Source organism: Pseudomonas sp. 05N36, assembly GCF_056397385.1.
On sequence record NZ_JBFTNH010000039.1, the window covers coordinates 1 to 8,826 of the forward strand.

Annotated in this window: 9 protein-coding genes and 3 pseudogenes; 7 read left to right on the top strand and 5 right to left on the bottom strand. The window is 50.4% G+C overall.

Annotation, left to right across the window (positions count from 1 at the left end; all coding sequences use genetic code 11):
- Window positions 1-369 precede the first annotated feature (369 nt).
- The gene (locus AC1DIH_RS27810; RefSeq protein ID WP_477774045.1) at window positions 370-570 is read left to right on the top strand and encodes a hypothetical protein; all 201 of its coding nucleotides are present in this window, start codon (window positions 370-372) and stop codon (window positions 568-570) included.
- 12 nt (window positions 571-582) lie between these two features.
- The gene (locus AC1DIH_RS27815) at window positions 583-1,188 is read left to right on the top strand and encodes a LysE family translocator (protein WP_477774046.1); all 606 of its coding nucleotides are present in this window, start codon (window positions 583-585) and stop codon (window positions 1,186-1,188) included.
- Between the two features lie 90 nt (window positions 1,189-1,278).
- On the opposite strand, the gene AC1DIH_RS27820 is transcribed toward AC1DIH_RS27815, so the two are convergent.
- Complete coding sequence (locus tag AC1DIH_RS27820) at window positions 1,279-1,557, bottom strand: DUF3077 domain-containing protein (protein WP_019693529.1); 279 nt, start codon at window positions 1,555-1,557, stop codon at window positions 1,279-1,281.
- A 375-nt stretch (window positions 1,558-1,932) separates the two neighbouring features.
- Between AC1DIH_RS27820 and AC1DIH_RS27825 the strand changes: the two genes are divergently transcribed.
- The 4 genes and pseudogenes from AC1DIH_RS27825 (at window position 1,933) to AC1DIH_RS27840 (ending at window position 5,926) form a co-directional block, all read left to right on the top strand.
- Window positions 1,933-4,500 carry an RHS repeat domain-containing protein gene (locus AC1DIH_RS27825; RefSeq protein WP_477774047.1) on the top strand — a complete coding sequence of 856 codons (2,568 nt, stop codon included), beginning with the start codon at window positions 1,933-1,935 and terminating at the stop codon, window positions 4,498-4,500.
- A gap of 23 nt (window positions 4,501-4,523) precedes the next feature.
- Window positions 4,524-4,877: a hypothetical protein gene (locus AC1DIH_RS27830; RefSeq protein ID WP_477774048.1), complete on the top strand. Its 354-nt coding sequence runs from the start codon at window positions 4,524-4,526 to the stop codon at window positions 4,875-4,877.
- 219 nt (window positions 4,878-5,096) lie between these two features.
- Window positions 5,097-5,339 (top strand): annotated as a pseudogene (locus tag AC1DIH_RS27835) (phosphate-starvation-inducible PsiE family protein); the annotation flags it as partial.
- 149 nt (window positions 5,340-5,488) lie between these two features.
- Window positions 5,489-5,926: a phosphate-starvation-inducible protein PsiE gene (locus AC1DIH_RS27840; RefSeq protein WP_477774049.1), complete on the top strand. Its 438-nt coding sequence runs from the start codon at window positions 5,489-5,491 to the stop codon at window positions 5,924-5,926.
- A gap of 144 nt (window positions 5,927-6,070) precedes the next feature.
- Here the strand turns inward: AC1DIH_RS27840 and AC1DIH_RS27845 are convergent, their stop codons facing one another.
- Both AC1DIH_RS27845 and AC1DIH_RS27850 read right to left on the bottom strand, forming a co-directional pair.
- On the bottom strand, window positions 6,071-6,703 hold the full coding sequence (locus tag AC1DIH_RS27845; RefSeq protein ID WP_477774050.1) for an MAE_28990/MAE_18760 family HEPN-like nuclease: 633 nt from the start codon (window positions 6,701-6,703) through the stop codon (window positions 6,071-6,073).
- Between the two features lie 43 nt (window positions 6,704-6,746).
- Window positions 6,747-7,814 carry a DUF262 domain-containing protein gene (locus AC1DIH_RS27850; protein ID WP_477774051.1) on the bottom strand — a complete coding sequence of 356 codons (1,068 nt, stop codon included), beginning with the start codon at window positions 7,812-7,814 and terminating at the stop codon, window positions 6,747-6,749.
- A 479-nt stretch (window positions 7,815-8,293) separates the two neighbouring features.
- Here AC1DIH_RS27850 and AC1DIH_RS27855 point away from each other — a divergent pair.
- A pseudogene (locus tag AC1DIH_RS27855) lies at window positions 8,294-8,566 on the top strand (phosphate-starvation-inducible protein PsiE); the annotation flags it as partial.
- Here AC1DIH_RS27855 and AC1DIH_RS27860 read toward each other — a convergent pair.
- Both AC1DIH_RS27860 and AC1DIH_RS27865 read right to left on the bottom strand, forming a co-directional pair.
- Window positions 8,563-8,676, bottom strand: a pseudogene (locus AC1DIH_RS27860) (DUF3509 domain-containing protein); the annotation flags it as partial. The pseudogenes AC1DIH_RS27855 and AC1DIH_RS27860 sit on opposite strands and share 4 nt — an antisense overlap.
- The coding region (locus tag AC1DIH_RS27865) for a hypothetical protein (RefSeq protein ID WP_477774052.1) at window positions 8,634-8,826 on the bottom strand (193 nt) is incomplete at its 5' end. The gene AC1DIH_RS27865 and the pseudogene AC1DIH_RS27860, both read right to left, overlap by 43 nt.

Consider the following 8,826-nt stretch of genomic DNA (forward strand, 5'->3'; position numbering starts at 1 on the left):
ACGACCTCCTCTCGATGTGTCCGGCTGCGCCGTACGGCGCTGCGCGCCCACCCCCTGATGAACACCTCCACTCGGCCTCCCGATAGGGGCGGGTGGATCAAGATCAACAGCGGCAGGCGAGCTAACGCTCGGCCTGTTGAGTGGTGGGGTTGGTGCGCTGTTGTATTTTGCTCTTTCCAGGAGATCCTGCCCCTGGCAGTGAAGGATCTGGTCATTTCGGAAGGCGGAGTATGGTATTTGGGAAGCGTCCTAACGCCAGAGCTTGCTTTGCTCGGTACGGTCCATTTCGGCCAGCTACGGGCGAACGATCGTCATTGGGGTAGACGGCATCGGTAGTGTATTCGTCTATGGTGACGTTAGCGGGGCAGCATGAAAAAACGTGACCTTTTTGAAGCGTTGATACAGGACGTGGATGAGATGGCGGCTCAACGTGAAGGCAGGGTCACGTTGCGCGAGAATGCAGTCGAGGACACATCAATCAAGGATGTGGATGCGCAAAAAAAATGTAGCGTTGCTGGTGATGTTGCTGACGTTTCAAAAAAAATATCGCGTTGTAGGGAAAAGGACTAAGAGGGCAAGGACGTGCAGGACTTTCAGCGATCTCTAGTGTTTTCAGTTGTGTTGTCGATCACCTTCGGGCCGATTGCCTTGATTATATTGAGGCAGTCCATCTTGCATGGACGATTAAGTGCAATTCCGAGTGCGTTCGGTGCAGCCCTGGCGGATGCGGTGTATGCAGCCGTGGCGTTGATGGGGGTAGCGCTGGTCAAAACATTTGTCTTGGGGTACATGGAGCTACTGACAATCGCTTCGATCGCCTACCTCTTCTACTTGGGGGTGAAGATCGCTGCATACTCTGATTCGTCTGTGAGCGTTACACGCCAATCGGGCTTTTTCTCCGTGTTTGCTTTAACGCTGACCAATCCATTGACGATTGTGGCAATCACCTCTTATGTCATCGCTAATCACTCAGACGAAGCGACGGTTAGCGTACCTCTTTCACTGGCCGGTTTTTTCATCGGTAGCCTTGCCTGCCAGATGGTGTATGTATTGGGGGGAGATGCTATTGGAAGGGTATTGTCTGGAAGAAAAAACATTCGACTGTTGAATTGGTTTAGCGGTCTTTGTCTGATTGGCTTCGCTTTGTGGAAGCTACAAGGTTACATAGGAAGTTATGAACAGCTGTAGCTGGAAACAAGTAGCCAGATGTTCTTCTTCAGCCTCAACGGCTGCATTGAAATCGCCCCGCCTTCAAGAGAAGCCCGGGGCTTTTTCCATTCAATCGCGGTTATTCCCCGGCGCCCCCAACACCTTCACCACATCATCGATCACCGCCTTACTCATCTCCTGCAAATAATGCGACGCCCAGGCATAGCGGTCTTTACCGCGCTCCATCGCCGCATCTTCGGCCAGCAGTTTGGAGAGGTGGAGCAAGTCGGACACGTGGGACAAGGCTTCGTGGATCGAGACGCCGCTGTTGACGCGGAACAGGGCTTGGTCGGAGTGGATGGAGAAGGGCGTGAGGCCAGCGGTTGTCAGGTCTTGGAGGTTAGTCATTGGCAAAGCTCCCGTGTCAAAGTTGGAGCTACCACGTTCGTTCTCAGGCGAATGGGTGGCAGCTATGCGCAGGCTGAGAAACCGGGGATACAGGAACCCGGCAGACCCGAAGGTCTCCCGCGCACAGCCGCCATTGCACAGATTACGGGCATAAAAAACGCCAGTAATTGTGAGGTAGGACGTTGGTGCGCCAGTATCTTACCCAGGTTCTCAGGCCCGGTCGCTGAATGGGCAGCGACGGTTTGACGTTAGCGTGCAGAGATTGGCGGGCACAATCGTAGCGATGTGCTGGCTCTGTATGGTTTTTTAGCGCCTGGGAGGCCGCAGATTGCCGCAGGACACGTCCCTGCTGACGCCCATCTGAAAATTCATCCTATGTTCAAAAAGAAAACTCAGAACGGTCCTACATTTACCAAAATGTCTGGGTTATCAGCCTCCAGTGGCCAGACTCAGTTGAATCACCGTCGTACCTGTTACTTCTTACAGTATCGGCCAGACGAAAAGACGTTCAGGCTTCAGGGTGACTCAGGCGAGCAAGGGATCGCGATGATCGGCCAGGCTTCTCATGACACAGCCACACCGACGCTGTCTGTCATCGACCAGCGTGGGTTGGCGATTCGCAGCGTGGGGTACTGCCGACAGCGCGCCGAGCAAGCCATGGATACGCGGATTACCCGGCAGAGCTTCGATGCGGCGGGTCGGTTGATCGAGAGCTGGGACCCACGACTGTGGGGTGTTGCGCCGCAGCCGAACCTGGCGACCGTCTATGGCTTGATGGGCCAGAGCCTGCTGACCGACAGTGTCGACGCCGGTTGGCAGTTGAACTTGTTGGGCGAAACAGGCCAATCGCTGTCGAGCTGGGACAGCCGCGGCAGTCAGCGCCACACTGAATACGACGGATTGCAGCGCCCGGTTGCGGTCATGGAGCAGGCCGCTGAAGAGCTGTCCCGTGTCGTCGAACGCCTCAGCTATGGTGGTTCGGATGTGGGGCCTGCTGAACACAACCAGTGCGGGCAAATCATCCGCCACGACGACCCTGCTGGCACTCAAGTCTTTACCGACTATGGCCTTAATGGCGCGGCGCTGAGCGAAACCCGGCGCATGCTCGGGAAGCTGGAAACTCCCGACTGGCCGTCCGCCGTCGACGCCCGGGACGCACTGCTGGAAGAGCAATCTTTCATCTCGACACAAACCTGTACCCCCCTCGGCGAGATCCAGACGCAGACCGATGCCAAGCACAACGTCAGAACCTTCGCCCACACCGTCGCGGGCGAGCTCAAGGCGGTTTGGCTGAAACAGGCCGCGGCCAACGAACCGCAGGTGCTGGTCAGCAACCTCCGTTACAACGCCTTCGGCCAGACCGACAGCGAAACCGCCGGCAATGGCGTGGTGACCCGTGCCGAGTGCGCGGCCGATGACGGCCGGTTGATCAGACTGGTGGCCGGTCTTTCACAGCAAAAACCCTTGCAGGATCTGCACTATGCCTACGATCCGGTGGGCAATATCGTCGAGCTGGAAGACCAGTCGCAGACGGTCAGCCATTTCAATCAACAGCGCATCGAACCGATCAACCGCTACCGTTACGACAGCCTCTATCAACTGATCTACGCCTGGGGCTGGGAGGCCAGCAGCCCAAGCCATGGCCCGGCGGTGCCGGGGTTGTTGCCGACACCGCTGGACCCCAACCAGCGGCGCAGTTACACCCAGACATTCGACTATGACCGGGCGGGCAACCTGATCACCCGCCACCACAGCGGCGCCCCGAGCTTCTCGATGTTCACCTCCGGCCACAGTAATCGCAGCCTAGGCCAACGGGACGACGGCGGGTTACCGGGCGAGGCGGAAATCGCCCGAGGCTTCGATGCCAACGGCAATCAACTGGAGCTGCAACGCGGACAAACCATGCACTGGGACACGCGTAATCAACTGAGCCGGGTGACCCTGGTCAAGCGGGACGACGGCCCCGACGATGACGAGTGTTACGTCTGCGACCGCCCCGGCCACCGCCTGCGCAAGGTGCGTCTGGCGCACACCGGCACCCGCACCTTGCGCACTGAAGTGCGTTACCTGCGGGGGCTGGAAATCCACCGGGATGCCGATGGCGAAGAACACCATGTCATCAGCGTTGAAGCCGGCCGCGGTAGCGTGCGTGTATTGCACTGGCCGACATCCGCGCCCGACGGTGTCGACAACAATCAACTGCGCTACAGCCTGAGTGATCATCTGGGTTCCAGCACGTTGGAGCTGGATGATCAGGGCGGTGTGCTGACGCTAGAGCGTTATTACGCTTTTGGTGGCACGGCGTGTTGGGCGGGTAAAAGTGCATTGGCGGCGAAGTACAAGACGATTCGCTATTCGGGGAAAGAGCGGGATGCGACCGGGTTGTATTGCTACGGGTATCGGTATTACGCGCCGTGGTTGTGTCGGTGGGTGAGTCCGGATCCGGTACAAAATCAAGACGGCCCTAATTGGTTTTGTTTTGTAGGTAATGACCCAGTTGGTTTTAACGATGCGCTGGGACTCGCCAAATATAAGGGTAAATATGACAGGACAGAGCTAGAGATAAAGCTTAAGGGGGGTAGTTTTGTGGCGCGTGGCTTTTCAGAAATAAAAAGGCAGGATGAAAGTGCTGCGGCAAATCTTGATAAGGGTTTGGATTATGCGGAAACAGCCATGTCTGCTGCGGTGGAGATTTTGAAGCGGGATAGGATTCCTCGGGAGTATAAAGAATTGGTGTTGAGAGTGTATGGCAAGATGACGGATCCAAAAGTGTTCATGAAAGCATTGTTGGTTAAAGCTCAGCTTGTACATGATGAAGTTGTGTCGCGTATCCGGACAGAAAGAAAAGAACAATTTGCCTTGGTGAGAACTAAAGAAAATATGAACGCGTTCGTGGACAGGAAGGATGCCCACGAGAGAATATTTTTACGACGGTCGGGTTAAAACAGAATTCTCGATATATTGGGATGGCAATTGTTCACGAGTTGGCTCATATAAAATTTGGTCATGAGGATCATATCTACTATTCGTCAGGTCATGTGATTAACCCGGCAGATGATAATAGGGCTGCTGTTGAGGCAGATTTGGTTTCCATGGGGGAGAAAGACGAAGCGTTAGCAAAGTATACGAAAGAAAATGTTTCTAAAGAGCAACGTATTAAACTCTTCGGAGTTGAAAGCGCAGCCGATATCGAGGCGGTGATGAAAAAAAGTCCCGAGCTCAGGGTGAACGCGTTAATTAATAATGCGGACTCGTTCAGCCTTTTGATGTTTTCACTGGGTTATAAGGCCGTTTGGCAGAAAAGTCTCGAGAGGTCTTAATGCTTTCAAAGTTCAAACGGGAGCAAGCTCCCTCGCCACAGTAAATATCCAAATTACGTTCAGCGCTTGTTCATCCCCCCGCGCCAACCGATCCCCCCAACGTGCCTCATTTCCCCCCGCCACCATCTCACTCCATGCCGCTGGCCTTTTTTCTGCATGCAGAACAACCGTCACGTCGAACCCGCATCATCGGTCGAGCCGACCTAAGGAAGAACTACCGTGAATATCAATTGGGCTGAAAAGCTTCGCCAGAACGTCCATGAGCTGGCCGGATCGCTGGGCAACCTGTTCGTTGAGACGTTCCATTACCTGGCGCTGTTCGCCATCGGAGCAGTCACTGCCTGGGCGGCGGTGGCGGAGTTTTTGCTGATGATCAAGGAGGGTGACATCAAGATCGATGACATCCTGCTGCTGTTCATCTACCTCGAGCTGGGCGCGATGGTCGGGATTTACTTCAAGACCAAGCTCACCGTTACTAACAATTTTTCTCGGTCCTTCGAAATTTAGAAAAACCAGAGAAATCATAGGTTATGGCATAGGTCGCATTTCTGAGGCTCTGAATTTCTGTTCAGATATTTTTTAATGGTTTGGTGTGCGAGGGGAGGGGTAGTATGAAATGGGCAGATAGGATGCGGCTAAGGTTGCATGCAGGGGCGAACAGCCTTGGGAATCTTGGGGTTGAACTGTTTCACTACCTCGCCCTGTTTGGAATCGGTGCGATCACTGTATATGCAGGTATTACGACATTCATCGACATGCTTCATCAAGACAAAATCAGCGTCGATGACATTCTGCTGTTGTTCATTTATCTCGAATTGCTGGCGATGAGCGGAATCTATTTTCGCACAAATCATATGCCGCTCAGGTTTCTGCTCTACATAGGCGTAACCGCTTTAATTCGACTGCTGATTAGCGACGTTTCGCATCACAAGTCTCCAGACGAAGGGATTCTCTACCTGACTGGTGGGGTGGTGCTGCTTTCTATTTCTATTTTAGTTGTGCGATTTGCGTCAGCAAGATTTCCATCTGCCAAGGAAAGAGCAGAGTGATTTTCATAGATGGACGATATCGAGTTTTTTATCAGAGGCTGTAGGTGAGGAAGAAGGATTGGTCTGAGTAACATTGATCTTATGAGAGCTTGGCTTTGGATTGTCATAGCTTTCCAAAGCTAGCCTCGACTGTGTTCTACCAATTCAAAGGGCTGGGTTTCTTAAATACATTCGCTTATTTAAATATAATTCCACATTGATTATGAATCTAGATAAAAAGTCTTCGCAACTTTCCTTTATTTGTGAAAGGTCTTTCGAGGTATATCCTCGACAAGATGCTAAAAAGCTCTCTTCGCCATGAGCTAATTTATTCCTTTTTTGCTTGACGACTAGCATGTTTTTGGTTCCTGAAGGCTTTGTTATTGGTATGCCATACACCTTAGCTATAGCATTTATCTTCTTTTCATCAAGATTCCCAGAAAATAAATTGATTCTTTTTCCATACTCTTCTAGCAGCGGTAGAGATAATGACTTGGAGAGTATCTTCTCTATGTTCTCAAATGCATACTTAGGGTTGTTGAAGTGGTAGTTGGTGCATATTTTCTTTGTGGAAATAGAAAGATCTTCATACTCAATAGCATTGGCGGTGGCATGGATCTTTTCAAAGGCAGCGTATACGGTTGCTTCTATATTGTTATAGAGCATAATTAATAGGCTAGATTTAATAATTGATGACTCTAAAATTTTTCCGGCTTTTTCTTCAAGCTCTTTAATGTGGTTTAAAAGTATTGTGCATGAGTTTGCTCGCGAATTTTTATCATTTAGAATCTGTTTCATAAATCTCCGAAAGGCAGCTATAAGCTGCCTTGTTGCAGTATGCTTATGCGCCAATCAATTTTCTTGTTACGTAGTCGATTCGGAGTCGTATCTTTTCAGGAGTATGGGTATGGTATTTACCTGCCACCGCAGAATGGAAATTACGGTCGCTCAGCCATGTGGATACGTTGATTTTATTCAATGTAATATCGGGTCTTTCTTGTAGGGCCAAATGAGAGCCTACAGATATTGCTTCGAAGAATATACGAGACACTCCTTGGCCTGGGCGTTTGCAGAATCCGTGCTCGTAATTTTTTGCGACGAAATTCAGCATGTCGTCAAACTGTTTTTTCTTTATTTGTTTCTCATTCTCAGTGAAATTTAAATTTTGATTTTTCAGATAGTCATCAAGCGTATAGCCAACTCCTTTGTTGAAGGATGAATACTTCGGGGCGTTGTCTATTAATGTGAAAAATCTAAGGATCAGTTCTTCATGTTCTTGACGGTTGTCGACTGTTTTTGCGAGAGGTGCGAGTGCCTTAAGAAGAGGGTTCTTTGCGCATTCGTCATATATAAAACTGGTGAATGGGCCTCGATAAATTCCCTTGCGTTTTTCCATGTTTCGTAGAAGATCGCTACCCCGATTGATTCTCTCAAATAGGTCATTCTTGACATCTTCAGTGGCGTATTCTGAAAGAACGATCATTCTTATGGGCGTGTTTTTTATTTTTCTTTGTCTTGAGATTGGTAGTTCACTAAAACTAAATCCGTTCATCTTTGTAAGCTTTTCAAGGTTACTCAGCTTTAATTCGCCATTTAAGAATGCCGCTAATGTTCTCACACGCTGCGAACCGTCGACTATTTCTAATCGACCGCTTGAGTTCTCAGCAACAAATATAATGGGGATAGGAAGGCCGAGAGTTATGGATTCTATAAGCCTAGACTGCCTAATGACGTCCCAAACAAACTCCCTTTGGTAGTCAGGAACATAAATTTCATTCTCGTCCGAATCAATATTTTCAAGGTATTTTTGAACAATTATCTCAATCGTGAACTCTCTAGTGTCGAAGTCTACGGTTTTCTGCTGCTCTAGAATTTGATTTTCCAAATCATCTATTTTGTTAGATGGCATATAATCTCCTTGAGTTTGGTTTTTCAGGATTGTTTGAATTAGGTCTGTTAGCGATAAGGCGAAAGCTTACCAACGAGTCAGTGTGGTTTTTTGGTACTTGTACTGGAGTTGCCTGTAATCGAATCCAGGATGTATAAATTGTTACGCTGTCGGCTAATGTAAAGTGTTGCGGTCGCGGCGGATGATACAAGCCCATCAGACCAGCAAGGTGTTTGATCAGCAATTTCAAAAGTTCTAATGTTTCTAGGCGGTTTTTTATAATCATGGGACTTCCGTTGTCTAAGGTGATTTGCTTTCCTAGCAAAACAATCTAATACGCGTAGGCCAAGTGCCATCATAGTGTCAAGGATAGCAATGTCAACTGAGTGCAAATGTCTTGGGCGAGAATTTCAAAAATAGAAAGTGCCGCAGAAATTTTTGAGATGCGGATGGAGCCTGGGTGGGATGTTGCGTCAACATTTTTGCTCAGAATTGGTCAGGTGTATTTAAAGACCAACCACATGCCGGTGCGCTTTCTGATCTACGTGGCGATCACCGCGCTGACGCGCCTGCTGATCTCCAACGTGTCGCACCACAACCCGCCGGACCTCGGAATCATCTACCTGTGCGGCGGGATTCTGCTGCTGGCGTTTTCGATTCTGGTGGTGCGCTACGCCTCTTCGCAATTCCCGTCGGTGAAGATCGAACACCCGAAGCGCAAGACCGGTGTGGGCTCCGGTGAGCATCCGGAAGTCGAGAAGGGCGAGCTTTAAAACCTCACCGGCCGAGGGGGGTGAGCCTTGGGTGAGGGCGGCGGCAACTTGAAGTTGTCGCCGTTGGTCATCGCTTCAAGGATCGCCACGGCGCTATGACCCTGTTCAATGGTAAACGCTCCATGAACCTCACATTCAAAGCCGCCACCTGATCCCCAATGCTGTGCTTCCGATTCCTTTCCGGAGCCAGCACCTCATGATGCGTCCCGACGCAAAAGTCGAAAAAGTCTATCTCTACCCCAAGCCCGTCGACTTCCGAA